The 23,785-nt window shown below is 49.1% G+C and carries 23 protein-coding genes; 9 read left to right on the top strand and 14 right to left on the bottom strand.

Going from position 1 to position 23,785, the window contains the following annotated elements; all coding sequences use genetic code 11:
- Positions 1-8 precede the first annotated feature (8 nt).
- On the top strand, positions 9-620 hold the full coding sequence (locus ACOQOZ_RS06695) for a phosphoribosyltransferase (protein ID WP_420591498.1): 612 nt from the start codon (positions 9-11) through the stop codon (positions 618-620).
- On the opposite strand, the gene ACOQOZ_RS06700 is transcribed toward ACOQOZ_RS06695, so the two are convergent.
- The 4 genes from ACOQOZ_RS06700 to ACOQOZ_RS06715 all read right to left on the bottom strand — a co-directional run bounded on the left by ACOQOZ_RS06700 (position 617) and on the right by ACOQOZ_RS06715 (position 5,739).
- Complete coding sequence (locus tag ACOQOZ_RS06700; protein ID WP_420591499.1) at positions 617-1,000, bottom strand: hypothetical protein; 384 nt, start codon at positions 998-1,000, stop codon at positions 617-619. The two genes, ACOQOZ_RS06695 and ACOQOZ_RS06700, sit on opposite strands and share 4 nt — an antisense overlap.
- A 240-nt stretch (positions 1,001-1,240) precedes the next feature.
- Positions 1,241-3,448 (bottom strand): ricin-type beta-trefoil lectin domain protein, encoded by a 2,208-nt coding sequence (locus ACOQOZ_RS06705; protein ID WP_420591500.1) that lies wholly within the window; start codon positions 3,446-3,448, stop codon positions 1,241-1,243.
- Between the two features lie 58 nt (positions 3,449-3,506).
- Entirely contained in the window at positions 3,507-5,237 is a 1,731-nt protein-coding gene (locus tag ACOQOZ_RS06710) for a ricin-type beta-trefoil lectin domain protein (protein ID WP_420591501.1), read from the bottom strand.
- Positions 5,238-5,358: 121 nt separating this feature from the next.
- Complete coding sequence (locus ACOQOZ_RS06715; protein WP_420591502.1) at positions 5,359-5,739, bottom strand: hypothetical protein; 381 nt, start codon at positions 5,737-5,739, stop codon at positions 5,359-5,361.
- 231 nt (positions 5,740-5,970) lie between these two features.
- Here ACOQOZ_RS06715 and ACOQOZ_RS06720 point away from each other — a divergent pair, with 231 nt between their 5' ends.
- The 4 genes from ACOQOZ_RS06720 to ACOQOZ_RS06735 are packed head-to-tail and all read left to right on the top strand — an operon-like array spanning position 5,971 to position 7,725.
- Entirely contained in the window at positions 5,971-6,561 is a 591-nt protein-coding gene (locus ACOQOZ_RS06720; protein ID WP_420591503.1) for an RNA polymerase sigma factor, read from the top strand.
- Complete coding sequence (locus ACOQOZ_RS06725; RefSeq protein ID WP_420591504.1) at positions 6,548-7,042, top strand: DUF3619 family protein; 495 nt, start codon at positions 6,548-6,550, stop codon at positions 7,040-7,042. Before ACOQOZ_RS06720 ends, ACOQOZ_RS06725 begins: the two co-directional genes overlap by 14 nt.
- A gap of 4 nt (positions 7,043-7,046) precedes the next feature.
- Positions 7,047-7,298 carry a hypothetical protein gene (locus ACOQOZ_RS06730; protein WP_420591505.1) on the top strand — a complete coding sequence of 84 codons (252 nt, stop codon included), beginning with the start codon at positions 7,047-7,049 and terminating at the stop codon, positions 7,296-7,298.
- A complete protein-coding gene (locus ACOQOZ_RS06735; RefSeq protein WP_420591506.1) occupies positions 7,291-7,725 on the top strand; it encodes a DUF3106 domain-containing protein in 435 nt (144 codons plus the stop codon). The genes ACOQOZ_RS06730 and ACOQOZ_RS06735 overlap by 8 nt, the downstream gene beginning before the upstream one ends.
- 60 nt (positions 7,726-7,785) lie before the next feature.
- Here the strand turns inward: ACOQOZ_RS06735 and ACOQOZ_RS06740 are convergent, their stop codons facing one another.
- Positions 7,786-8,730 (bottom strand): hypothetical protein, encoded by a 945-nt coding sequence (locus ACOQOZ_RS06740; protein WP_420591507.1) that lies wholly within the window; start codon positions 8,728-8,730, stop codon positions 7,786-7,788.
- Positions 8,731-9,019: 289 nt separating this feature from the next.
- Between ACOQOZ_RS06740 and ACOQOZ_RS06745 the strand changes: the two genes are divergently transcribed.
- From ACOQOZ_RS06745 to ACOQOZ_RS06755, 3 genes are all read left to right on the top strand, one after another.
- Entirely contained in the window at positions 9,020-9,550 is a 531-nt protein-coding gene (locus ACOQOZ_RS06745; protein ID WP_420591508.1) for a hypothetical protein, read from the top strand.
- Between the two features lie 156 nt (positions 9,551-9,706).
- Complete coding sequence (locus ACOQOZ_RS06750) at positions 9,707-10,615, top strand: hypothetical protein (RefSeq protein WP_420591509.1); 909 nt, start codon at positions 9,707-9,709, stop codon at positions 10,613-10,615.
- A gap of 266 nt (positions 10,616-10,881) precedes the next feature.
- Positions 10,882-11,910 carry an AraC family transcriptional regulator gene (locus ACOQOZ_RS06755; protein ID WP_420591510.1) on the top strand — a complete coding sequence of 343 codons (1,029 nt, stop codon included), beginning with the start codon at positions 10,882-10,884 and terminating at the stop codon, positions 11,908-11,910.
- A 120-nt stretch (positions 11,911-12,030) separates the two neighbouring features.
- Here ACOQOZ_RS06755 and nqrF read toward each other — a convergent pair whose 3' ends face one another.
- From nqrF to ACOQOZ_RS06790, 7 genes are all read right to left on the bottom strand, one after another.
- The gene (nqrF, locus tag ACOQOZ_RS06760; RefSeq protein ID WP_420591511.1) at positions 12,031-13,254 is read right to left on the bottom strand and encodes an NADH:ubiquinone reductase (Na(+)-transporting) subunit F; all 1,224 of its coding nucleotides are present in this window, start codon (positions 13,252-13,254) and stop codon (positions 12,031-12,033) included.
- A 12-nt stretch (positions 13,255-13,266) separates the two neighbouring features.
- On the bottom strand, positions 13,267-13,881 hold the full coding sequence (nqrE, locus tag ACOQOZ_RS06765; RefSeq protein WP_420591512.1) for an NADH:ubiquinone reductase (Na(+)-transporting) subunit E: 615 nt from the start codon (positions 13,879-13,881) through the stop codon (positions 13,267-13,269).
- Positions 13,881-14,540, bottom strand: coding sequence for an NADH:ubiquinone reductase (Na(+)-transporting) subunit D (locus ACOQOZ_RS06770; RefSeq protein WP_420591513.1), 660 nt, complete (start codon positions 14,538-14,540; stop codon positions 13,881-13,883). Before ACOQOZ_RS06770 ends, nqrE begins: the two co-directional genes overlap by 1 nt.
- Positions 14,540-15,346, bottom strand: coding sequence for a Na(+)-translocating NADH-quinone reductase subunit C (locus ACOQOZ_RS06775; RefSeq protein ID WP_420591514.1), 807 nt, complete (start codon positions 15,344-15,346; stop codon positions 14,540-14,542). Before ACOQOZ_RS06775 ends, ACOQOZ_RS06770 begins: the two co-directional genes overlap by 1 nt.
- Positions 15,336-16,544 carry an NADH:ubiquinone reductase (Na(+)-transporting) subunit B gene (locus tag ACOQOZ_RS06780; RefSeq protein ID WP_420591515.1) on the bottom strand — a complete coding sequence of 403 codons (1,209 nt, stop codon included), beginning with the start codon at positions 16,542-16,544 and terminating at the stop codon, positions 15,336-15,338. The genes ACOQOZ_RS06775 and ACOQOZ_RS06780 overlap by 11 nt, the downstream gene beginning before the upstream one ends.
- A 2-nt stretch (positions 16,545-16,546) precedes the next feature.
- Positions 16,547-17,881 (bottom strand): Na(+)-translocating NADH-quinone reductase subunit A, encoded by a 1,335-nt coding sequence (locus tag ACOQOZ_RS06785; protein ID WP_420591516.1) that lies wholly within the window; start codon positions 17,879-17,881, stop codon positions 16,547-16,549.
- Positions 17,882-18,260: 379 nt separating this feature from the next.
- Positions 18,261-19,709, bottom strand: a complete 1,449-nt coding sequence (locus tag ACOQOZ_RS06790) for a glyceraldehyde-3-phosphate dehydrogenase (RefSeq protein ID WP_420591517.1) — start codon at positions 19,707-19,709, stop codon at positions 18,261-18,263.
- A 214-nt stretch (positions 19,710-19,923) separates the two neighbouring features.
- Between ACOQOZ_RS06790 and ACOQOZ_RS06795 the strand changes: the two genes are divergently transcribed.
- The gene (locus tag ACOQOZ_RS06795; RefSeq protein WP_420591518.1) at positions 19,924-20,292 is read left to right on the top strand and encodes a DUF3060 domain-containing protein; all 369 of its coding nucleotides are present in this window, start codon (positions 19,924-19,926) and stop codon (positions 20,290-20,292) included.
- A 56-nt stretch (positions 20,293-20,348) separates the two neighbouring features.
- Here the strand turns inward: ACOQOZ_RS06795 and ACOQOZ_RS06800 are convergent, their stop codons facing one another.
- Both ACOQOZ_RS06800 and ACOQOZ_RS06805 read right to left on the bottom strand, forming a co-directional pair.
- Positions 20,349-21,242, bottom strand: a complete 894-nt coding sequence (locus tag ACOQOZ_RS06800) for a diacylglycerol/lipid kinase family protein (RefSeq protein WP_420591519.1) — start codon at positions 21,240-21,242, stop codon at positions 20,349-20,351.
- 41 nt (positions 21,243-21,283) lie between these two features.
- Positions 21,284-23,785, bottom strand: a complete 2,502-nt coding sequence (locus tag ACOQOZ_RS06805) for a CHASE2 domain-containing protein (protein WP_420591520.1) — start codon at positions 23,783-23,785, stop codon at positions 21,284-21,286.

The following is a 23,785-nucleotide window of genomic DNA, read 5'->3' on the forward strand; positions in this document are numbered from 1 at the left end:
ACCCCCATATGTCGTCTGCTCAAAATGCCCCGGCTTCCTTGCCTAAACGTTTTCTCGATGAAGAAGAGCTGATTCAGGATGCTTTTCGTTTAGGTGTATCCATCTTTGAAAGCGGCTTCCGCCCGACCTTCATTGTTGGCTTATGGCGTGGTGGCAGCTCAGTGGGCATTTATGTTCAGGAATGCCTGCAGACACTGGGCGTCAAAACCGATCACATCGCCTTGCGCACCTCCTATCGTGGCCAGACGGCTTATCAGGACATCATGGAATCTCCGGAAGAAATTCGTGTACATGGCACTCAGTATCTGGTGGAAAATCTGAATGTCGATGACGGTTTATTAATCGTTGATGACGTATTCAGCACCGGCCACAACATCGAGGCGGTGATCAATCGCTTACAAGGCAAACTCAAGCGAAATATGCCGTCTCAGGTGAAAGTCGCAACCCTGTGGCAGCGTCCTGAATTTAACCGCACAGAAATCCAACCCGACTTCTGCCTGCATCAAACCAACGACTGGTTGGTGTTCCCGTACGAGCTGAATGGCTTAACTCAGGAAGAGATCAAACAGCACAAACCGTTTGTTGCTCCTATGATCCACCCGGAGCTGATCAAAGATTAATGTTCCAGATGTGAACGAACGAAACATTCGCTTTCGCTCAGGTCTGCAGAAATAAGAAACGGTAAACCGCTTTTGCGGTTTACCTTACGACTGAAGGCGTTCATCGCCTGATTAAGATTGTATACGGCAATCGCCACACATCCTGCCTGCTCCAGGCTTTCGGCAAAACGCTCAGCCGCTTCGAGTGCTTCAGGCGTTGCCATTGCATCCTTTGAACCAACAATCATCAGCGCCCACTGCCCCATTGACACACTGATCTGACTGACATCACGATGGAACAACTGCATACCTTCGAGATTAAATGCTCCCTCAACATAAGCGCGAATAATGCCTTGCTGCTCTTCCAGACGGTATTCACCGTGACAATATGCTTGCACCATTGAGACACCAGTTTGCGAAGATTATTCCTATCCTTGCATATTTCGCTAACTGATCAAAAAACCTACTGGTAACAAATCGTTCAGCCCATGATGAAATCATTGGTTACAAATCAACCCGGCCTAGCCCTACAGTGTTTAACCACCAACAAAAAACGGGCAGAGAGTTCTGCCCGTTTTTTGCCGCACCATTTTGTTAACTACACCGTTTTTTAATTACAGCGCGATTAACAGCCAAGACTATCAGTTACTCCAGAGCCACTGCTGATTAGCACCGCCATGATGTGACCATAATCCAGCCTGGGCGCCATTATCCGTGCCATAAGCATCCAGCGATACGCCGTGACCGTTACGAGGACGCAGCGAATTACCAACGAAGTCCCATTTCTGGTTATCACTCCAGCTGGCACATTGCCACATGTGAACACGGCCGCCGTCATTCAGATTGCTGCCATGATCGAGGCAAAAATCCGGGTTCGCCTGATTACGCAGCAGACCGGTTGCTGGCTCAAACTTCCATTTTTGCCAGGCAACGTCAGCACAATCCCAAACCAGTGCCAGAGCACCGTTTACCGGCTGAGAACCTTCAAAATCGAGGCATTTCCCGGTACGGCTGTCACGGATTTCGCGGAATTCTCCAGGCAAGCTGGTGCCATATAAGGTGAACTCGTCAAAGCGCGGGTTGCAATCAAACTTGGCATTGCGCTCGTTATCGCCGTCCATCGAACCGTCCCATTCCAGACCACAATTGTTGTCAGTGCGAATAATAACGCGCTCACTGGTGCCATCTGAACGACTGGTAATGGTCAGAGGATCAGCACGATCGCTGCAATCGAATTTCGCATTACGCTCACCGCCGGATTCAGAACCATCCCACTCCAGACCACACTGATGACCATCAGCATGGGTTTTAATCACGCCATGGACACTGACGCTACCGTCAGCAGCAGTCGTTGGTAGTGAATCCGGGATAAACACCATTTTGTCGCCCTTAGAAACACAATCGAACTTAGCATTACGCTCTCCACTGCCTGCATTACCACCCTGCCACTGGAACTCACAACCGTTAGCGACCGCTTTCATGTAGAAGTCATAACTGAATCCGGGCTCGATGGCTTTCAGAGAAATGATGCCATTGCTGTAATTCACCGAGTGGTTTGGTGTTGTCCAAACACCTTCCAGTTCAGTATCACGATAATTCAGCCAGATGCGTTCAACACCGGAGGCAGTTTTCGCCTGCTTCAACCATTCGTTCTGCTGGCTGTTGGTGGGTACAGCAAACGACCATTGCGCGCCCAGGGCCTGACATGCCGATTGGCCATTTGCCGTAGTATTTACACCCGCTACGTTTGAAACTGCCCAGTTTTTACCATCGCTGGTTTTACAGGCAAAACGCAGGCTGTCTCCACAAGAACGGTCATTAAAACGACCATTGCCCCAGGATTCTGCACAGTCTTCTTCGTTTGAATTATCCGGCTGGTTGTTGTCCCAGCTCCAGACGGAAGCGCGTAGACGAGAGTCACCGATGGTGATTTCATCCAGAGATAAAGCGCCAATGCCACAACGCGCCGCTTTTGCTGCCAGCGCGGCATCGATACGCGGGCCCGGATCACCAAAGGCGGCACTCAGATTGGTCGCATCTTCCCAGATCCGGTGAGCGCCGTCCTGCTTGCCTTTATCGGCCAGACAATCCGCCTCACTCCGGTCAAGAATCGCCTGACCACCACCGGACACCCAGTTGTGAATACTGTTCCAGGAGTAACCAGTCCACGGACCACGATTAGCACAACTGCTGCCCATGATAATGACCTGCTTACCTGCATTTAACACATCCTCTTCCGATGTGTTCTTCACCATATTGGTAAAGTTATCGCACTGCCCTGCTGGCTGTTTGTAAATCAGATCATCAATCGAAGCGACGGCTTTAACCAGCTCGTCATCGTTACCTTCAGCATCATCCTGAAAATACAGCACAACAACTTCTTTCGGGTTTTTACGCAACCAGCGATTTACCTCTTCCACACCTTCGTGCAGGTAACGCTCCAGGCCACTACAGCCAATATCGTTATCACCGGCGTGACACATCAGCAACGCGTTGCCGCCCGGCAGATCTTTGGTCTGCCACACCCAGTGGTAGTCCATTTCGATAGTGCGCACGCCAAGATCCAGCATTTCGGTAATCGATAACGAATGATTCGGATCGATATGTACAATCGCACTGTAAGCACTGCTGTTGTATGCGTTGTGGCCCATTACCTGAAAACCCTGAGACAAGGGTGTCGCGTTATCCAGCAGGTTCTGGTGCATCAATGCTTTGTATTCCCAGCTCTGCTGGTGATTACCGATGGCCGTATTATCGATTTCAGCCGTCGCCGGAGCACCACTCATGGCATGCCCATGAGCAGACAGCATTAACCCGGAGAGCAGAGAAAGTATTTTTTTATTCATCATGATCTTCCTGTTATTTTTTATTGTTATTCACTATTTAGCCAGCGTGTCATTAAGGACGTTAGCGTCCCCATGACCACTGTTGATTAGCACCACCATGAACCGTCCACTGGCCGACCTGGCTGTTGTTGTCGGTTCCATACGCATCCAGAGCAACTGCCTGATTGGCGCGCGGGCGTAACGAACCATTCACAAAGTCCCATTGCTGATTGACGCTACCTGGTACGCATTGCCATACATGCACACCACCACCGGCGTAACGCTCACCTTTGTTATCCAGGCAATAATCCGGGTTCACTTTGTTACGTAATAAACCGCTGTCGGCGTTGTACTGCCATTTTTGCCAGTCAACATCCGCACAGTCATAAATCACCGCTGCGGCACCGTTAGCGGGAACCGTACCCGGAAAATCAAGACACTTTCCGCTGCGGCCGTCTTTTAACTGACGGAATAACACACTCAGAGGATCAACTGCCGGAGTATCAAACGTCAGCTCTGCTTCGATCGCGAAGTGGTCAGACAGGTCGTACTTGGTGAATACACTGGCAGCAATACTGCGCGGAACCAGCACGTCAGTGCTGGCCTGCTGTGGTTGTAAATGTGCATTTGAGGTCAGTACATAATCGAGGAACTCAGGTCGACCATCGGTCCAGGCATTCACATTACCGTCAGCGGTATAAGCGTAACTGCCCGCTACCTGCTGCACTTCCGTGGCATTCAGCGTATTCAGCATTTCAAGATGCTCTGCCGGGAAGTTGGTTTTATCGACGTTTAAATCACCAGCAATAACCACAGCCTCACTGGCCGGAATATTTTGCTGATCAATAAAGGATTTCATTTCCGAGAATTGCTGCGCCCGGGTTGCCTGATTCTCGGCAGCCGTCCAGGCCTGGGTGTGCGAACCGAACACGTGGTACTTCTGGCCACCTTTATTAATGCGCGCGTACATCACACCTTTCGCCGCCAGACAGTCGTCAGCATCACAACTGGAAAACGTGATCTGATCTTCATGCTCAATTGGCCAGCGGCTGACAATCAGTACGCCACCATCTTCAATTGCGCCACTGCGATCCACAACACGGGTCTGGTATGGGTATTCGCTGCGAATGCGATTCAGGAAAGTTTCACGACGGTTATTCTCAAATAATTCAGAGAAAACAATCACGTCATAGCCATCCAATTGCTTGCTCATTTCCGTCAGACGGTCGCTGGTATCTTTTGCCACCAGCCCGGGTAACAGAGCCCAGACGTTATAGGCCAGAACATTGAGTTGATTTGATAACCCTATCTGCGGTGCCTGGCGATCCGGATGAATCACGTAATAAATGTCGTCACCATTAACACGCGCACTTTCCGCTTTAAAAGCAATGGTTGATGACTTGCCAGCGAAGTCCTGGCGCACGGAGTACAGGCCACGATCGTCATACCACGGAGATTGACCGGTACCGTGCCAGATGTTGCTGAAATTCCAGGTACCTTTCAGTCGTTGCTGCAGTAACGCTGTACTGCCGTCTTCTGCCGTCACCGTCGTATTGTAATAGTAGGTTTTGCCCCACTTGATACCGGTATCGCGATTGGTTTCCAGAAAACGTACCGTGGCGTAAGGTGCAACGGTTGTGGCCAGCTGCCACCAGTGCTCACCTTTTACCAGCGGAGAACCGCTTTGCTCGATATCCAGCGTCAGCGTCTGGTTAGTGTTATTTGTCAGATAAATGTAGCTTTCTGCCAGTGCCGGATTGCAGGCAGCCAGCAACAGACAAATCAGAACGGATTTAACATTAAGGAATTGCATGGAGGCGTCTCTTATTATTTTACCGCCTCAGTCTAAAGCGCGAGAAGCGATCCGGCAGTGCTGCGTCGCGTCAGTTCATGTCCCGATAACGACAAATTCGGGCCTGCCCGATTACAACTGATCAGTCGTGTGGCGCCAGTAGCTCCTGAATAAACGCCTGGGCTTCGACAGCATCACTGGTGACGCATAATGGCAAGCCACTGGGACCAAACACGTGATGGGCCAGATCCTGCATTAATAAAGTGCGATTTAACGTCACCACACCAATACAGCCAATATCCGGCAACAGGGTCGACAGCTCGGCGCCTTGCTCGAGCGCATCGGGGGTGGCACCGGATTCGCCATTGCCTTTAATCAACAACACCCAGTCACCCAGATCCAGCGTATTCGTCAGCAGATTGCGATACGCCAGCTTCATACCTTCACCGTTAAAAGCCGACGCGGTTGTCAGGGTGACAACCTGTCCCTGCACCAGGATGTCGTGATCACCGTAAGAGTGCATGGCCTGTCCTGTTTTTGTAGTTTTACCTGAGTATAGAAAACATTTGTTCTGTTTTTGATCCCCGGACAAAAGTCAGGTTCATCCTTCTACAAAGGCATTTTTTTTCACTATGCTGTCAACCTTTGTGCGTGACACTCGTTATAACGCTATGAACGCAACCAACATCGTTTGACTCAAATAAGGGAACGATATGCAGCAAGACACAAAACAACCGCAGAGACCGGCAAACGGATGACCGCTGACACAGCACCACAGCCGGATCTGCCGGAGGCACTGGATCAGTTTCTGGCATCGGTTGAACGCAAAGCGTATCGCATGGCGATGATGGCGGTTAAGAGCGATGCCGATGCGCTGGATATTGTCCAGGACAGCATGATTAAGCTGGCACGCAGTTATGGCCATTATCAGGGGACGGAGGAAGCCAGCCAATGGCGGCCGCTGTTCTACACCATCCTGCAAAACTGCATCATGGATTTCCATCGCAGTCAGAGCCGTTGGCGAAAGTGGTTTGTAGCGGAACGATTCCTGCCTGGTAATCGTTCTGATAAAGACGAAGAAGGCGAGTTAGAAATGGCACAATATGCCAACCAGCAGGAATTCAGCCCGGAGCAATACCTGCACACGGAACAGCTGGGGCAACAAGCTTTGGCAGCAATTGAAGCCCTGCCGCTGCAGCAGCAACAGTGTTTTATGTTGCGCAGCTGGGAAGGCTTTTCGTTACAGGAAACCGCCGACATGATGAAAATCAGTACAGGCAGCGTGAAAACCCATCACTTCCGCGCCTTACAGAAACTCCAACAGGTGATTTATGAACAGGCCTGATGATTTAGAAAAAAAGGTTTCACAGCAACTCGATAACAGCCTGGACAATATCGACCCGGCCACCCTCGATAAGCTGAAAGCTGCGCGGTTAAAAGCGTTACAGGCTGCCCAGACAGCAGGCCAACAGAACAGCCGCACGGATAACGTGGTATTGCTCAGCCGTATTCGTCACTGGCCAAAAACATCGCTCAGCCTTGCAGCGAGTTTATTACTCGCCGCACCTTTGTGGTATTTCAGCGCCAACAACCTGCCGCAACCGGCCGGAAGTGTGCTGCCAGACACAGTTCCGTTGGCATACAGTGAAGAATCTCAGCTGAATACGTTAGACTTAATCGCAACGTATGCTGAGCTGGACGACGATGAACTGGATATGGTCGATGACCTCGATTTTGCCCTATGGCTGGTCGAGCAGGAAGCTGCCCCGCTGGGTACAAATACCCAAACTGGCAACCTCCCTCACAACAACGCTGTTAACGGTTAGTGGCATGACGATGTATAACCTCAGCCACAGCGAACCGAGTGCGATTGCCGATGCCGAGTTTTTGTTATTTCTGGCAGACAGTGTGGAGCAGGACGGACAATTGCTGGATGCATTAACAATGGTGGAAGATCAGCAGGCAGCGTCTGTTAACGCTGCTGATGCGGAGAAAATGGTCCTTAAATCCGTAACACCGGAGCTAACTCCATCATCAAAACCAACACCCATAAACACCAAACAGGAGGACAGCCATGAGTAATCGCCATACCCTGCTCACCATTACCCTGTGGCTTTTCACTGTATTAATGGCGGCGCCACTTCAGGCTCAGGACTTTGCGTCATTGCCTGCGGATGTCCGCACCACGCTGGAACCCTTTAAGGATCAGTGGTCGGGTTTTGACAGCAATAAACAGCAAAAGCTGATTAATGGCGCTAAACGCTGGAACAGCTTTACTCCCGAGCAGCAGCAGAACGCCAAACGTCGTTTTCAGAAATTCAAAAAACTAACGCCGGAACAAAGGCAGCAAGCAAAAAGAAAAATTCAGCGTTATCAGAAAATGACGCCACAAAAACAGCAAAAGCTGCAGAAAAAATACAAGAAGTTTAAAAAGCTGAATCAGAAACAACAAAAAGCGTTAAAACAGCAATATCGTCAACAGCGCCAGCAGCGTCCGGTACGCCGATAGCCACAGGATATGCCGGCGCCTGTTAACACTGCTCCGTTGTTTGCTGTTGACACTCCCGGATTAAAAACTCAACCCGGCTGTTGCGCCATAATAGGCATCAGCAATGGATTGATCACTGAACTTATCCACTTCAACAGCCAGGTTCAGCTGCTGAAAAAACAGCGACAGACGCAGCGTCAGCGCGCTGGCTGAATCGTTTTCCTGCTGAAAAGATTCACTGCGTTGCCCCTGCTGTACACCTCGTGCCCCACGCCGTAGCTGCGATTGATGAATCTGACCGTCGCCGCCGAGCGTATATTGATACCGCGCTCCGGCAAAGACCGCGAATTCCAGTTCCGGATTCATCAGCCAGTATTTTTCATAACCAGCGGATAATCCGCCGATTAAGGTTTGCTCATTGGTATTTTGTTGCTGAATCACCTCCGGGCGGTCAACCGGACGCACCACCGCACGTTTCTCTTCATGCAACCATTGCTGCGTGAGCCCAGCGCTGACACTGATGCTGGATGAATCCAGCAGGAAGCTGTAACCGCCATCGAGGCTGAGGCTGCGAAAACGTGATTCAACCGTTACATCGCCGCTGCCAGCAGGACGTTGCTGTACAAAACGCTGGGCCACAAACGATTGCTCATCAGTAGCTGAGCCAACTCCTGCGCCCAACCAAGCGGTACCGTTACCAATCTGGCGCAGAGTGTGTTCGATAAACACCGCCACTGATTTACCGTCAAGATCCAGCTGATACGCAGTTGCACCGGAGCCGGATTTATCACCATGAGAGTCTGCCAGGCTGACACCGCCACTCCAGTTACCGTTAAAATACTGATATTGCAGCGTTCGCCCGGCTACGGCGACATCAATATCGTTTTGCTCAAACGTGAGTTGCTGTTGCACACGATTAACACCCACCATCAGCGAATGACCGCTGAATTGCTCACTGACGTCCTCCGCGCTGGCGATCTGGCAACAGCTACAAAAAAACAGCAAGGATGCGGCGGCGTATTTCATCAATTTTATTTCACCTGTGTTGTTTTATCTGTATGGGTTTCTCTGTGTTTGTTTAGCTGCGTCGTTTTATCTGTGCAGTCGCGTTAAGCAATTGTCAGCAGCATATCAAATCATTCATCAGAGCTCAGCCCTCAATAAATTCGAACTTTTTATCGATATAAAACAGCAACTTACAATTTTTTTGAGTTTTTTTTCAAATATCTCGTCAACCTTTTTCGCTGCCCTTCGTTGTAATCCTATGTGCTCAGCGACGCACATCGCACAAAACTAAAAATTCTGGAGATACATTATGAAAACTCAAACTAAATTCATTTCAGCCCTGGCACTGGTTATGACTATGGGTGCTTCTGTCGCCATCGCCGGAGATGCCGCGGATCGCTGGAATATGTCAGAAGCCCGTAAACACCGCATTGAAGCAAAAGCCGCGGAACTGGGTTATGACCTGCAAACCGAAGAAGGCCGCACAGGTTTTAAAGAATATCGTCAGGAGCAGCGTGAAGCGAAAGCTGCGGAATTGGGAATTGATCTGAGCACTGAAGAAGGCAAAGCCGCCTTCCGTGAAGCACGCAAAGAAATGCGTGAGGAACGTCGCATCGCCAAAGCCGCGGAAATGGGTTTTGACATCACCACAGAAGAAGGTCTGGCCGCTTTTAAAGAAGCCCGCCAGGAGCTGCGAGAGGAACGTCGCGCTGAGCGTCAGGCAGTACGCACCCAAATTGCAGAGCTGAGTGAAGACGAACGCAGTGCGTTACGTGATGAGTTAAAAGACCTGAGCCGCGAAGAACGTCGTAACCTGCTGAAAGAGCGTTTTGGTAGCTAATCCGACGCATACGAAATAAAAGCGCTGAATAACAGCGCTTTTATTTTTCTTTCCAAATCAACAGCAACCCAATCCAAACACGCCACTTATTAAAAAAATACAGAAACACCGGTAAAAAATAAGCACCTACCGGCAACGTATAGAGAGAGGCCGATCATGAATAACTATTTATTAACCTTGCTTGCAGTAACTACAACGGGATTAATTCAGACCACCCAGGCGCTGAATGTAGAAGTTGATATTAACCGTGGATTAAATAACAACGTATTTCTTGAATCGGACGATATTTTACGCAACGCCGGAGACAGTTCAGAACAACAAAGTGATGATATTCAGACTCAGTTTGGTGTGATGGCAGCGCACGAATTTCTCGATCAGGAAAATAGCGATGCCAGCATTATGCTGGATTATTTTCAGGAAAGTTTTGAAGAAAATGACCTGGAAACACGCATCTTCAGTTTTTCACTGCCCTACAGCTACTACGTCGGCGATTATCGTTTCCGTAGCACCTATGCCCGAACCAGCTATGAGTTATCTTCAGAGGAAGTACTGCTATACAACACAGGTCGCTTCGATTTAACCAAACGCCTGGGTGACAATCGCATCGGCGCCCGTTTTTCCCTGACCAATAAAACCCCGAAAGACGAACGCTACGAGGGATACAAAGGCACCTCCACCGGGGTAAAGTTATACCTGCAGCTGCGCCGCATTGATCACAGCATCCAGCTTGACGCCGACCTGTTTAATAATGATTACAGCGACGAATTTATTTCAACCCAGGGGTACTATTTTCAGGCCAGCTTCAGCCAGCGCTACTCCGGTCATGACTGGCGTCTGGCGGCACGCTATAAAAACACCCAATACAACGAAGACCCGCTGTACGATGAGATTCGCAACGATCAGCAGTACTCTCTGAACTACAGTCATAACTTTCATATTCATGACCAGGCAGACTTATACATCAGTTCGGAATACACCAACAATATCTCGAATATTGCCGACGAAGATGATGACTTCAATTACAACCAGTGGATTAACAGCGTTGGAGTGCGGCTTGGTTTCTGAGAATTAAAAAAGCCCGGCAAACTTATGTTCAACCGGGCAACAGGCAACTAAATTTATCAGCACAAATCCACGGGGGCTGGCTGCTGGTTGTTACTTTAAAGAAAAGGCTTCGCGACAGGGGTATCCGGCTGAGACAAAAGACTGCCATCTGGCGACACACCACCTGGTATAGACCTAAATGTCACCAAGCGAGCCAAGATAGGTCATTTCATTCCTTTTGAGCCCACAGTTTGTATACTCGGCCTAAAAACACAAGCGCCACGTATATGAAGCAGTCTCTGAGAATTCCGTCCGTCAGTGTTCATTACCTGAACATCATCGCAAATACACTCAGCCGTATGGGTTACCCGAATCACGACATCGAGTCCCGTACAGAAGGTTTAAGTGAAGACGATTATTACTTTAACCGGGTGCCGGTTGAGGTGTTATTTGATATCTGGCAACAAGCCGAGCAAGGCAGCCAGGATCCTATGATCGCCCTCCATGTTGGAGAACGTATCCATCCAATGGACTATGGCCTGCTGGGCCAGCTGATGATGAATTGCAGTAACATCGAAGAAGCACTGCAACGAATCCTTTCGGTCGAATTTGTCCTGAACAATGCGTTCGCCTCCCAGGTTATTCTGGAGGACGACAAAGCCATTAACCGGATTTTCTGCCACCAATACGGTCCGGAGCAAATGCGTCACGTTGCCGAACAAGACATATCGGCTTTGATCAATATTGGCGTGTTTATCATGAATCGCGATTATACGCAGGAGAACCGTCCGCTTGAGGTTCACTTCCGCCATGCACCACAAGGGCCTGTCAGTGAATACGAGCGCGCGCTGCGCTGCCCGGTAAAGTTCAACCAAGAATATAATCAGGTGACCTTTCCACAGTCGATTCTGCAGACCCGTACTTACAACCCAAGCCCCCGTATCGCCGGACTTTTGCAGGCTGAACTGAAAAGCCTGCTGGATCGCATTGAGGCACACGACAGTCTGGCAATGCGTATGTGGCGTTACTTTCAGACACAACCGGCCGACAATCAGCCGGACATCGAACGAACCGCCAACCATTTTAATCTCACCGCCAGAACCCTGCAGCGCCACCTTAAGCATGAAGGCACCAGCTTTCAGGATGAGATCAAGCAGTATAAAGCCATGCTGGCGAAGAGCCTGCTGGACGTTAATAACTCACCTATCAGCCAGGTGGCATTTCAGCTTGGTTTTAATGACAGCAGCGCCTTCCATAAAGCGTTTAAACGCTGGACGGGCATTACGCCTGGCGAATATCAGCGCAGTATTGCCTGACAAATAAGAGCTCCGCAAAGATTGCCTGAGCCAGATCCGAAGAGTAACCGACATGGATGTCAGAAATAAAAAACCCGGCAAAAGCCGGGTTTTTTTGTTGGAGCAACTTCAGCGGATCAATTAACCACCGAAGTCATCCAGTAAGATGTTTTCTGGTTCTACGCCCAGGTTTTCCAACATCTTAATCACCGATTGGTTCATGATCGGAGGTCCACACATGTAGAACTCACAATCTTCCGGTGCCGGGTGATCTTTCAGGTAATTCTCCAACAGTACGTTGTGAATAAAGCCTGTCAGACCTTCCCAGTTATCTTCTGGCTGTGGATCAGACATCGCCACGTGCCATTCGAAATTCGGGAATTCAGCCGCTAATGCATCGTACTCATCCTGATAGAACAGCTCTTTCAGGGAACGTGCACCGTACCAGAAGCTGATCTTACGATCAGAGCGTAAACGCTTCAGCTGGTCGAAGATATGAGAACGCATTGGCGCCATACCTGCACCACCACCGATGAATACCATTTCGGCATCGGTGTCTTTAGCGAAGAACTCACCAAACGGACCGTATACGGTTACCTTATCACCTGGCTTCAGGTTAAACACGTAAGAAGACATGATGCCCGGGTTGATACCGGTTGTGCCAGGAGGTGGTGTTGCAATACGGATATTGAACTTAACCACACCCTTCTCTTCCGGGTAGTTAGCCATGGAATACGCACGGATCACATTTTCTTTGTTAACCGTCTTCAGATCGAAGAAGCCAAAGTGTTCCCAGTCGCCACGGTACTGTTCTTCGATATCGAAGTCAGAGAAGTTAATTTCAAACGGAGGACACTCCAGCTGAACATAACCACCAGCGCGAAAATCAACGTTTTCACCTTCAGGCAGACGCAGAGTCAGCTCTTTAATGAAAGTTGCCATATTCGGGTTAGATTCAACCGTGGTCTCCCACTTCTTAACACCGAATACTTCTTCGTCAACGCCAACAACCATGTCTTGCTTAACCGGCACCTGACAAGACAGACGCCAGCCTTCACGAGCTTCACCTTTGGTGAAGTGAGATTCTTCCGTTGGCAGCATAGAGCCACCACCTTCGGTTACCTGACACTTACACTGTGCGCAAGTACCGCCACCACCACAAGCGGATGACAGGAAGATGTTGTTAGCCGCCAGGGTTTGCAGCAGCTTACCGCCAGCTTCTGTTTCAACGGTGGTTTCACCATTGATCAGAATTTTAACTTTACCGGTACTTACCAGTTTGGCACGTGCGCTTAAGATCACTGCTACTAAAGACAGTACGATGACCGTAAACATCACTACGCCGAGGATGATTTCTAAATCCATAGTACAGACTCCTTACAGTGATACGCCGGAGAAAGACATAAAGCCCAGAGACATCAGACCAACCGTCATAAAGGTAATACCTAAACCTTGCAGACCTGCTGGTACATCGCTGTACTTCAGTTTTTCACGAATACCTGCCAGCGCGGTGATCGCCAGCGCCCAACCAACACCTGCGCCAATACCGTAAACGGTCGATTCAGCGAAGTTGTAGTCACGCTCAACCATGAACAGAGAAGCACCCATGATGGCGCAGTTCACGGTAATCAGCGGCAGGAATACACCCAGAGCGTTGTACAACGCTGGTACGTACTTATCCAGAACCATTTCCAGAATCTGAACCATCGCTGCGATTACACCGATGTATGTCAGCAGTCCTAAGAAGCTCAGGTCAACAGAAGCGTATTCTGCTCCCATCCAGGCCCAAGCGCCTTCTTTCAGAACATAGGTGTAGATCAGGTTGTTAACCGGTACGGTAATAGCCAGTACCACAACAACGGCAACACCTAAGCCCAAAGCCGTCTGAATTTTCTTCGAGATAGCCAGGAAGGTACACATTCCTAAGAAGAAGGCCAGTGCCATGTTTTCAACAAACACAGCCTTCACGAATAAACTGATGTAGTGTTCCATTAGTGATGACCTCCGTTCTCAGTGTTCGGCAGAATCTTGAACTCAGCCTCTTCCACTTGCTCGGTTTTCCAGCTGCGCAGAGCCCAGATGAACAGACCGATAATGAAGAATGCACTTGGTGGTAACAGCAACAGACCATTGGACTGATACCAGCCGCCATTGGTGACCAGTGGCAGGATTTCGATACCCATCAGGGAACCAGCACCAAACAGTTCACGTACTACAGCAACCACAATCAGTACTACTGAATAGCCCAAGCCATTACCAATACCGTCGAAGAAACTCAGTACCGGACCGTTCTTCATCGCAAATGCTTCAGCACGACCCATTACGATACAGTTGGTGATAATCAGACCAACGAATACCGATAACTGTTTACTGATTTCATAGGCATAAGCTTTCAGAATCTGATCCACCACGATTACCAGCGAGGCAATAATGATCATCTGCACGATGATACGAATATTGTTTGGAATGTGGTTACGGATTAAAGCGATACCCAGGTTAGAGAACGCAGTTACCGAGGTCAGTGCGATACACATAACCAGAGTTACCTGCAGGCTGGTCGTTACCGCCAGCGCAGAACATACACCCAGAATCTGAACCGCAATTGGGTTCTGGGAGAATAAAGGTTCGGTTAATACGGACTTAACAGACATTAAGCACCTCCTTTAGCAGTCGCCAGGAACTTACCGAAGCCGTTCTCGCCGACCCAGAATTGCACCAGGTTGGAAACACCTTTACTGGTCAGAGTTGCGCCCGACAGGCCATCAACGCTGTTCATATCACCAGCAGCAGCTTTACCTTTAACTACCTGAATCGCCAGATCGCCCTGAGCGTCATACAGGTTTTTACCTTTCCACAGAGCTTTCCAGGAAGGGTTATCAACTTCGCCACCCAGTCCCGGAGTTTCCGCGTGAGAGTAGAAGCCTAAGCCAACCACAGTTTGCAGGTCGCCTTCTAAGGCCAGGAAGCCGTACAGAGTTGACCACAGACCGTAGCCGTGTACCGGCAGAACCATCTTCTCTACTACACCGTTGCTTTCAACCGTGTAAACCGCAGCAAACTTTTCCAGACGCTTGATGCTGGCCAGATCTTTATCGCCTGGCAGCTTAGCTGACAGAGCAGGATCTTTAGAGGCTTTGCGCTGGTCATAAGCTTCCGGGTTGTAGCCCGCTGCTTTGATTTCTTCCAGCTCAGCATCAGTCGCATAACGACCGGCTTCCAGATTTACGATACGGGTAGTGATTTGCTTGAAGGCTTCTTCAATCTGCTCACGACCCATTTTTTCCTGACCGGCCAAACCTGCAGCCAGCAGAATGTTGTAGTTTTTATCCAGCTGTTTGTTCGCTAACTGAATAGGCTTCAGTGAAACCGCAGCACCGGCCACGATTACAGAACACACCAGACACAGCAGGATGGCGACCAGTAAGGTCTTTTGAATACTGTCGTTATTAGCTGACACGAGCAGTCCTCCGCTTGATGTTGGCCTGAACCACGAAGTGGTCAATCAGTGGGGAAAACAGGTTGGCAAACAGAATTGCCAGCATCATGCCTTCCGGGAATGCCGGGTTAACAACACGGATCATTACCACCATGAAGCCAATCAGCGCACCAAAGATGAACTTACCTTTGTTGGTCATAGAGGCAGAAACCGGGTCGGTTGCCATAAAGATCATGCCGAAGGCAAAGCCACCAACAACCAGGTGCCAGTACCAAGGCAGAGCCATCATTGGGTTGGTGTCGGAACCAATGCCGTTAAACAGCAGAGTGGTTGCCACCATACCCAGGAACACACCCAGAACGATACGCCAGGAAGCGATACCCATGGTCATCAGCACAACACCACCGATCAGAATCGCCAGTGTTGAAGTTTCGCCCATAGAGCCCTGAATCAGACCAAAGAAAGCATCAAACCAGGTGATATCACCAATCTGACCGTTTACAACGCCTTGTTCAGCGGCAGTACCCAGTGCAGTCGCACCAGAGAAGCCATCAACTGCGGTCCAAACCGAGTTACCAGACATATCTGCAGGATAAGCAAAGAACAGGAATGCACGACCAGTCAGTGCCGGGTTCAGGAAGTTCTTACCGGTACCACCGAAGATTTCCTTACCAATCACCACACCGAAAGTAATACCCAGAGCAACTTGCCACAGCGGAATGCTTGGCGGCAGAATCAGGGCAAACAGTACCGAAGTAACAAAGAAACCTTCGTTCACTTCGTGCTTACGAATGGTTGCGAATAACACTTCCCAGAAACCACCCACGATGAATACCGTGGCATAAACTGGCAGGAAGTAAGCAGCGCCAAACACCATATTGTCCCAAACGCTGGCTGCGTTATGAGCACCACCGCCTAACAGAGCAATCAGAGCCTCGCGCCAGCCTTCAATCGCAGTACCCGCACCAGCAGCAATGGCTTCATTCGCCTGCAGACCAATGTTGTACATACCGAAGAATAATGCCGGGAAGGTACAGATCCACACAGTGATCATAATACGCTTCAGGTCGATACCATCACGAACGTGAGCCGTGTTATTGGTCACATTCGGTGGAGAGTACAAGCCAGTGTCAATGGCTTCGTACAGCGGATACATTTTTTCGTACTTGCCACCCTTCACGAAGTGGGGTTCAAGTTTATCGAGCATAGAACGCAGCATGATTAACCCTCCGCTTCGATTCGAGTTAAGTTTTTACGCAGAATCGGACCGTATTCGTATTTACCCGGGCAAACAAAGCTGCACAGAGCAATATCGTCTTCATCCAGTTCCAGCGCGCCTAAATTGATGGCGGTTTCCATGTCTTCCACAATCAGCGCACGCAGCAGCTGAGTTGGCAGAATGTCCAGAGGCATTACTTTTTCGTAAGCACCAACCGGAACCATGGCACGCTCACTACCGTTAGTGCTGGTAGTAAAAGGGAAAGCCTTATTCATCAACTTCGACAGGTAAATTGGCATCACAGAGAAGCGCTCGGTGCCCGCTGTCAAATAGTGCAGCATCGGACGGTCACGACCTTCGATCAGAACCGTTACCTGATTGTGGAAACGACCCAGGTACTGATGACCATCAGCAGCCGTACGGCCACCAAATACAGAACCAGAAACCACACGGTTTTCACCGTCTTTGGTTTCACCAGCAGTTACCTGATTCAGGTTAGCGCCCTGAGGAACACGAACCAGACGTGGTTTGTTAACCTGTGGACCCGCCAGAGCAACAACACGATCACTGTAGATTTTGCCGGTCAGGAACAATGCACCAAAGGCGATAACGTCCTGGTAACCAATACTCCACACGGTGCGGTTTTCGCTTACCGGATGCAGGAAGTGAATGTGCGTACCAGCCAGACCCGCTGGGTGCTTACCGCCAAACTCTTCAGCCTGCTCAATACCCGCACTCGGGATGTTACTGCCATGCGCTTTACAAACGTACAGAGTGCCTTCAGTCAGACGCTTCAGTACCTGTAAACCGGCTTTAAAATTATCAGCCTGCTCGTTAATAACCAGCTCAGGATTTGCCGCCAATGGATTCGTATCCATCGCAGTCACGAAAATCGCTTCTGGCTTGCTATCCAGTGCCGGAACACGTGAATACGGGCGAGTGCGCAGAGCCGTCCATAAACCGGAGTTAACCAGATTACTCTGAACATCTGCTGCAGACAGTGAACTCAGCTGATCCGCTGAGTAGGAAATGAAGGTTTCTTCATCGTTGCCATCGACTTCGATCACAATCGATTGGAATACACGACGCTCACCACGGTTAACAGCTTTCACTGTACCCGCAGCCGGTGCTGTGTATTGCACCCCTTCGGTTTTTTTGTCGGTGAAAATCACCTGGCCTTTCTTGACTCGATCACCGACCTGAACCGCCATCGTAGGTTTCATACCCACGTAATCCGGACCAACCAAAGCAACTTCCGTTACTTTGGCTGAATCTGAAATGACTTGCTCAGGTGTTCCGGTGATTGGTAAGTCGAGACCCTTCTTGATGTTGATCATACGCCTCGCCTAATCACAGTTGACCCAAAGATACTGATTTCCAAATGCGCAAAAACACGCACAACAAATCCCCTCTCACCAAGGTTGCTGTACGCAAAACGAACAAAATCACTCTGTTCGATTTAATTTTGTATTTGGAAACAAGTACTTGGACCCATTTCCCAGTAAAAAATCGCGCTAAGTATAAAGACCACACCATGATTAATCCACCGATCTTAAGGCCAATTCACTGCCCCTTTTGGCTTAGCCTCAGTTATCTGTCATGAATTAGTCATATCTCGCCTGGTGCGGCCACACGGATGTATAAATTTTAGACAAAAAAAAGCCATTGCACATGCAATGGCTTTTTTATTTCTGAATTCGCAGTTATTTCAGCGAATTAGCCGCGAGCAGGGAATACCGGGTAATCAACACCACATACCTGCTGAGCAATACGAACAACCTGACGGCTGTAGCCGTATTCGTTATCGTACCAAACGTACAGGTTTACACGATTGCCGTTAGCGATAGTCGCTTTAGCATCAACGATACCCGCATGGCTGTTACCAACGAAGTCAGTAGAAACCACTTCCGGAGAATTCACCCAGTCGATCTGCTTCTGAACTTCAGAGTGCAGAGACTGCTCGCGCAGGAAGTCATTTACTTCTTCCGCGGTCACGTCTTTGTTCAGATTCAGAGACAGAATCGCCATGGAAACGTTTGGCGTAGGAACACGAATCGCGTTACCCGTCAGCTTGCCTTTCAGTTCAGGCAAAGCTTTTGCAACAGCAGACGCAGCACCGGTTTCAGTGATAACCATGTTCAGTGGTGCAGAACGACCACGACGATCACCTTTGTGGTAGTTATCGATCAGGTTCTGGTCGTTAGTGTAAGAGTGAACAGTCTCAACGTGACCGTTATCAATGCCATAAGCATCGTTCATTACTTTCAGAACCGGAGTAATGGCATTAGTCGTACAGGAAGCTGCGGACAGAATCTTGTCTTCAGCTTCAATAACATTGTTGTTAATGCCGTATACAACGTTTTTCAGATCGCCTTTGCCCGGAGCAGTCAACAATACGCGAGCAGTACCTTTCGCTTCCAGGTGCTGACCCAGGCCTGCTTCGTCGCGCCATACACCAGTGTTATCGATCACTAACGCATTGTTAATGCCGTACTCGGTGTAATCGATTTCAGCCGGGTTGTTGGCGTAAATGATCTTGATGTAGTTACCGTTAGCGATCAGCGCTTCGTTTTCGTGATCAACGGTCAGAGTACCGCGGAAAGTACCATGGATAGAGTCACGACGCAGCAGAGAAGCACGCTTAACCAGGTCATCACCTTTACCGCGACGTACAACGATTGCACGCAGACGCAGGCCATTACCACCACCGGATTTTTCAATCAGGATACGTGCCAGCAGACGACCAATACGACCGAAGCCGTACAGAACAACATCACGATTCTCGCCTTCTGCCGGAGACTGACCAGCAACGTCTTTTAATTCTTCAGCAACAAACTCGTTTACGTCACGGCCGTTACCTTCAGTGCGGAATTTAACCGCCATCTTGCCCAGATCAACGTGAGCACGTGCAACATTCAGCTCGCTCAGAGCCTTAAGGATTGGGAAGGTGTCATGTACTGACAGTTCCTGAGATTCCATATGACGAACAAAGCGGTGGGCTTTCAGCAGTTCGATTACAGAACGATTAATGATCGGGCGACCGTATAAAGCAGTTACAACGTTGTTTTTACGGTAGAGAGTACCAATCAGGGGAATCATTGCTTCAGCAATGGCTTCACGATCCATCCAGTCCTGCAAACAGGCTTCGCGCATGTCTTGGCTCACGGTGTCACCTTCCAATATATAAAATGAGTGGCAAATTTTGGGGTGCGTAGTATGCCGTTTTTTGCCCCTCACGACAATTGAGCTGGCGAATAACCACCATAAACCACTGGAATATAGCCCGATCACGACAAGAAAAAGTTACATCACAGTACCAAAAAGGAATTCAGCTGGTATGATCCGCAAAAATTAAAGGATTTTTATCAAGGAGGATTAAATGTTGCTACGCAGTCTTTTGCCGCTGATTGTTGCAGGCTCACTCAGCAGCTGTGGTGGTAATGGAGATGTGATCAGCGCAGGCCAGAACGGTGCTGTAGAAAGGGTCGTTATTTCCGAAAGCAACACCACCATCATTCGCTTTCTCGATCAGAACAAGAACTATCGTTTTTCCGGCGACAACAACACACTACTACTTAGCGGCAGTCCAAATGAAATTAAAATCGCCGGCAATAACAATAACGCCGAGATTTATCATGCCCCAAAAGAAATTGATGTTACCGGCAATGACAATTCTGTAAAAACACGCACCAGTCAAAGCGATGCAATCGAAGATCGCGGCAGCGGCAATCAATTCACCACTTTCTAGAAAAATAGAAAACCGATATTGCGTTACACATGCGATATCGGTGTTTCACAACGCCATCAAGGTACCAATAGCGGCACAGATTCCGGTTCCATTTGAAGGTTCAAAGGCAATTGCGACACAGAATCGCCGTCTGCCTGCACCGGTTCCCGCTGCGTATTGTGTTCAACCTGCTCAATTAATACCTGCTTCGCCGGTATCGAACGCATTCCAGGCATCTTCTCCATAATCCCCAATGGCAAGCCCAATAAAATACCAACAAATTTCCATGGGTTGTTACCGGAGATCATCATCACCTGAGTGGTGTCACGAGATAAATCCGCCTGACGAGACAGAGTAAATGAGCCGCCATAATAGCGCCCATTAGTAATCACAACCGAATTGGCCAGATGCTCTTCACCATCGACTGTAAGGCGATAAGTCTTCGAGCCAAAATTGCGAATTTCCTTGAGCATGGAAAGCACGTAAGCCAGCTTGCCCACTTTTTTCTTCAATGCCAGATCGACTTTATCGACAACCCAGGCATCAAAACCCACCCCAACCATCAACACAAAACGTCGCTGATTGATCTGGCCAAGGAAGATTTCCTTTTGTTGATTACGCAGAATGATATCCGCCAGCGCTTTTGGTTTTTGTGGGAACTTAAGTTCTGCTGCCAGCACATTGGTTGTGCCGGTTGGAATAATGGCGAGACGATAACTGCCTGCTGGACGATCCTTTAAACCATTAACTACTTCATTAACGGTTCCATCACCACCGGCTGCAGCAACAATATCCAGCTCTCCCTGGTATTCAGCAAGAAAGCGGCTGGCATCACCAGCGCACTGAGTCAGATAGAGCTCAACCCTGGCACCGCCCTCTTCCAGCGCTTGCTGTACCGCATCAACTTTCGCGCGGTTACCGACACCTGAAGCAGGGTTAAAAATAATAAGAACAAAAGGTGCTGCGGCCACAACCTTCTCCAGCCAGAAAAACAGGGCGGCTATTATACCTGCTAAAACTGCAGTCGGGCTAAGCGAAAATAGAAACAGGTACCCTGAGCCCCCGAACGGACCTCTATCTGGCTGTCATGACGTTTGAGTGCAACATCAACAAAGCGCAGCCCAAGCCCGAGTCCTTTACTCTTCACTTCGCGCTCACCGGTTCCCCGCTGGAACGATTTAAACAGATTGGGTAATAACTGATCATCGATCCCCTCTCCCTGATCGGATACCGATAAATCAATCCAGTCATCAGACACTTTAACCACGACCTCCACACGGGTTTCTGACGGGCTGTATTTAATCGCGTTACTCACCAGGTTAAGAATCACCCGTTCAAGCATGTCGCCATTACCCATCACCCAACAGTCGTCATCGGCCTGCAATTCAATCTCAATATGCTTCGCCTCTGCCTGCTCATACAAAGTATCAATCGCATTTTGTGATACAGAGTACATATCAACTTCGTACTGCTGAATGCTTTCCTCACTCTCCACCTTAGCCAGACTGAGAAACTCTTCAGCAAAATTCAGCCCCCGCTGACTGTGAAACTCGACTTTTTTCAGCAATTCTTCGGTACTGAGAGATTCAGGCGATTGTTGTAATTGCCTTACCAGAGCCTGTAACGACGCCATCGGCGAACGCATGTCATGAGAAATAAAGTCGATCATCTCATTTCTGGCCCGCTGGGCCTGCTTTACCTGGGAGATATCCGACATATTCAACACCAGTAGCGGAGAACGTGTACTCTGATCTTCCAGACAACGCACACTGACGGACAAATCATAGTCACCGGATTTAGCTTCCACCGTAATTGCTTGCGAAGTAAGCACTGTCGCCTGAATCACCTGCTCCCACGAATCATTACCAGTGAGCCGACAGGATTGCAGCAGTTCAAACATATTGCGGCTTTTAAGCTGCACAAAACGACTAACCTGCTCGTTACGAAACAACACATCGCCATTCAGATCTGCCACCAGCACTGCGGAGCTCAACCCCTGAATACTGGACTCAAACAAGTGCTGACTGGAATCAATATAATCCTGAAAGTTCTGAATCAGATTTAGCTGACGAGAAAAAATATCGCTGCTTTCAGTTACGTCATCGGCGGAATCAGATACCGCATCCAACAGGCGTCGCAACAACCCAACCTGACGTTGTTCACGCTCTGTATACTCGCTGAAACTCAGAGCAAGATTGTAGTTTTCGCCATCAATTAATATCGGGAATGTTTTTTCAATCCCGGAAGCCCGCTCACTCAAACTGCTGACCAGCTCTGTATTTTGCTCCAGGCGGTAGGATTCTATTCCCAGCAACCGCAGAAGCTTCTCCAACTGCTGAGCAGAATGAACCAACAGCTGTTCGGGAAAATGGAATTGTTCATTTTTTTGTTGCTGTTCAAGCCGCCTTGCTTCGGTGCGGAAATAATTAAACAGCAGGCTCAGGCGCAACGTGTTCCACGCAAAAGGAATAATAATTAACGCGAATACCAACCCGGCAACCGGATACCAATAGTTAAACTGAACAGCAAGCCAAAAAACTATCGTCACCAGTGCAACCGCAAACAAGGAAATTAAGACCTGGCGAACCATCGATAGTCGCGGCACCAGAAATACCATCAGAGCAACGGCAAGCGTGTTGATTAACATACTCAGCCACAGAGGCAAAACTGTGATGGATTGCTGCTGATTCAGCATTTGATAAATATTAGCGTTAATATCCACCGCCGCCATCTGCATGCCATTCTGACTGACTGACGTAATCAGCGGATCACCAATTGAAGTCGCCGTCACACCAACAAAAACTTTCTTTTGATAGAACTCGGCCAGATCAACCTCGCCGGTAATCACATCCACGAAGGAGTATCGCTTAAAATCCGTGCCACGATTCACAAAGCGGATATACGCCAGTTCCTCGGTTAATGGCGCCATAGCGTTATGGGCGACTTCATAAGCCGCCAGCGAGAAATGTGGCCAGTCATGCTGCTGGTAGTGATCAATCAGACGAACACTGCGATAAACCCCGTCATCATCCAGGTATACGTTAACGTGCCCGAGCTGAGCCCCTTCGGTAAAGATTGAATGAGGCAGGATCTCTTCTAACGGGCCATTGTTAAGAATCTGATCGAAGTAAATCGGCAAAATGACCCGCCCGCTGCGCAAAATGGAGTCAGCCAGCAGATAGTCACTGGCCGTCAGCGGGAGGTGGCTGGAGGAAAACGTCAGGTTGTAGGCAACAAATTGAGCATCAGCCAGGGTCAAAATATCGATCAACTCAGCATGATAAGCACGATCCCAGGGCCAATCTCCAATCAGAGACAAACTCTGATCGTCGATTTCGATGATCATAACGTCATCTTCAGCATCGGTCTGAATAAAAGAAATCAGCTGATCGTATAGAAACCGATCGGTCGCGGACGACCAGCTCTGGATCTGGTTACTGTTAACCAACAGCGCGAGAATGATAACCAGAATAACCAGCGGTCCATCCGACAATAATTTATTATTTTTATACAT

Origin of the sequence: Bacterioplanoides sp. (assembly GCF_965219715.1) — a bacterium.
Taxonomy (GTDB): domain Bacteria; phylum Pseudomonadota; class Gammaproteobacteria; order Pseudomonadales; family Oceanobacteraceae; genus Bacterioplanoides.

Bases quoted from the DNA above. Each gene is read 5' to 3' on its own strand.
- ACOQOZ_RS06725 (WP_420591504.1), top strand. From the start codon at position 6,548: ATGAACAGGCCTGATGATTTAGAAAAAAAGGTTTCACAGCAACTCGAT.
- ACOQOZ_RS06705 (WP_420591500.1), bottom strand. From the start codon at position 3,448: ATGATGAATAAAAAAATACTTTCTCTGCTCTCCGGGTTAATGCTGTCT.
- ACOQOZ_RS06785 (WP_420591516.1), bottom strand. From the start codon at position 17,881: ATGATCAACATCAAGAAGGGTCTCGACTTACCAATCACCGGAACACCT.
- ACOQOZ_RS06740 (WP_420591507.1), bottom strand. From the start codon at position 8,730: ATGAAATACGCCGCCGCATCCTTGCTGTTTTTTTGTAGCTGTTGCCAG.
- ACOQOZ_RS06700 (WP_420591499.1), bottom strand. From the start codon at position 1,000: ATGGTGCAAGCATATTGTCACGGTGAATACCGTCTGGAAGAGCAGCAA.
- nqrF (WP_420591511.1), bottom strand. From the start codon at position 13,254: ATGGATTTAGAAATCATCCTCGGCGTAGTGATGTTTACGGTCATCGTA.
- ACOQOZ_RS06710 (WP_420591501.1), bottom strand. From the start codon at position 5,237: ATGCAATTCCTTAATGTTAAATCCGTTCTGATTTGTCTGTTGCTGGCT.
- ACOQOZ_RS06745 (WP_420591508.1), top strand. From the start codon at position 9,020: ATGAAAACTCAAACTAAATTCATTTCAGCCCTGGCACTGGTTATGACT.
- ACOQOZ_RS06715 (WP_420591502.1), bottom strand. From the start codon at position 5,739: ATGCACTCTTACGGTGATCACGACATCCTGGTGCAGGGACAGGTTGTC.
- ACOQOZ_RS06755 (WP_420591510.1), top strand. From the start codon at position 10,882: ATGAAGCAGTCTCTGAGAATTCCGTCCGTCAGTGTTCATTACCTGAAC.
- ACOQOZ_RS06770 (WP_420591513.1), bottom strand. From the start codon at position 14,540: ATGTCTGTTAAGTCCGTATTAACCGAACCTTTATTCTCCCAGAACCCA.
- ACOQOZ_RS06695 (WP_420591498.1), top strand. From the start codon at position 9: ATGTCGTCTGCTCAAAATGCCCCGGCTTCCTTGCCTAAACGTTTTCTC.
- nqrE (WP_420591512.1), bottom strand. From the start codon at position 13,881: ATGGAACACTACATCAGTTTATTCGTGAAGGCTGTGTTTGTTGAAAAC.
- ACOQOZ_RS06795 (WP_420591518.1), top strand. From the start codon at position 19,924: ATGTTGCTACGCAGTCTTTTGCCGCTGATTGTTGCAGGCTCACTCAGC.
- ACOQOZ_RS06750 (WP_420591509.1), top strand. From the start codon at position 9,707: ATGAATAACTATTTATTAACCTTGCTTGCAGTAACTACAACGGGATTA.
- ACOQOZ_RS06720 (WP_420591503.1), top strand. From the start codon at position 5,971: ATGACCGCTGACACAGCACCACAGCCGGATCTGCCGGAGGCACTGGAT.
- ACOQOZ_RS06805 (WP_420591520.1), bottom strand. From the start codon at position 23,785: ATGTATAAAAATAATAAATTATTGTCGGATGGACCGCTGGTTATTCTG.
- ACOQOZ_RS06730 (WP_420591505.1), top strand. From the start codon at position 7,047: ATGACGATGTATAACCTCAGCCACAGCGAACCGAGTGCGATTGCCGAT.
- ACOQOZ_RS06780 (WP_420591515.1), bottom strand. From the start codon at position 16,544: ATGCTGCGTTCTATGCTCGATAAACTTGAACCCCACTTCGTGAAGGGT.
- ACOQOZ_RS06735 (WP_420591506.1), top strand. From the start codon at position 7,291: ATGAGTAATCGCCATACCCTGCTCACCATTACCCTGTGGCTTTTCACT.